This is a genomic window from Microbacterium sp. LMI13-1-1.1 (genome assembly GCF_040815625.1).
Classification (GTDB): domain Bacteria; phylum Actinomycetota; class Actinomycetes; order Actinomycetales; family Microbacteriaceae; genus Microbacterium; species Microbacterium forte.
This window is the reverse complement of sequence record NZ_JBFPNL010000010.1, coordinates 1-775: the sequence shown is the minus strand read 5'-3', so window position 1 is coordinate 775 and position 775 is coordinate 1. Positions and strand designations below refer to the sequence as shown.

The 775-nt window shown below is 69.5% G+C and carries 2 protein-coding genes; both read right to left on the bottom strand.

The genetic code is table 11. The features are described 5' to 3' along the window. A partial coding sequence (locus MRBLMI13_RS18390; RefSeq protein WP_367824487.1) for an HNH endonuclease signature motif containing protein occupies positions 1–641 on the bottom strand: 641 nt, incomplete at its 3' end. Then, positions 596–775 (bottom strand): hypothetical protein (locus MRBLMI13_RS18385; RefSeq protein ID WP_367824489.1); only part of this gene is annotated, 180 nt, incomplete at its 5' end. The genes MRBLMI13_RS18385 and MRBLMI13_RS18390, both read right to left, overlap by 46 nt.

Genomic DNA, 775 nt, shown 5'->3' with positions numbered 1-775 from the left:
GCCGGGCCGCGCACCTGCGGGAGGCCGTCATTCATCCGGATCTCCCACCCCGAGGTGCCGAGGGACCGGTGATGCCACCAGCACAACGGCACACCGTTATCCGTATGCGTCGGGCCGCCCCGGGCGTGCTCGGTGACGTGGTGGATCTCACACCATGAGGCGGGGACGTGGCATCCAGGGATCAGGCACTCCTTGTCGCGGGCGATGATCGCCCGCCGTTGATGCACGGTGAAGATCCGATCCGTGGTCGTGATCCCGATGATCCGCCCCTCGTCCATGAGCACGCGCTGAATCGCCCCCGAGCACGCAACCTGCGCCGCCACAGAGACGGGAACATGAGCACCGGAGCCGGGGATCGTCGCCCACCCACCATTGCCGCGCGCCCCGGCCGCAGCACCGGCACCTCCGAAGGGGGCACCTCCGAAGGCGGCACCCCCGAAGGCAGCACCGGTGGCAGCGCCTCCGAACACAGCACCGGTGGCCTGAGCGGCGTGGTGGGCGAGGTCGTTGGCGTCGACGGTGACGACGACGACCGGTGATGCCCCACCGAGGGTGGGCATGTCCTTGTGCCGGGCGGCGATGCCGAGAGCTGCGGTCAGGGCGTCGTGGCGTTTCTGCGCCGCGGTGCGGTCATCGAGCACAGACCGCGGGTCGGAGTTGAACGGATCGATCTCCTCCGGATCGCGCCCCCTATCGGCGTCAGCGTCGACGCCAGAACCAGCACCAGCACCAGCACCAGCACCAGCACCAGCACCAGCACCAGCTCCAGCACCAG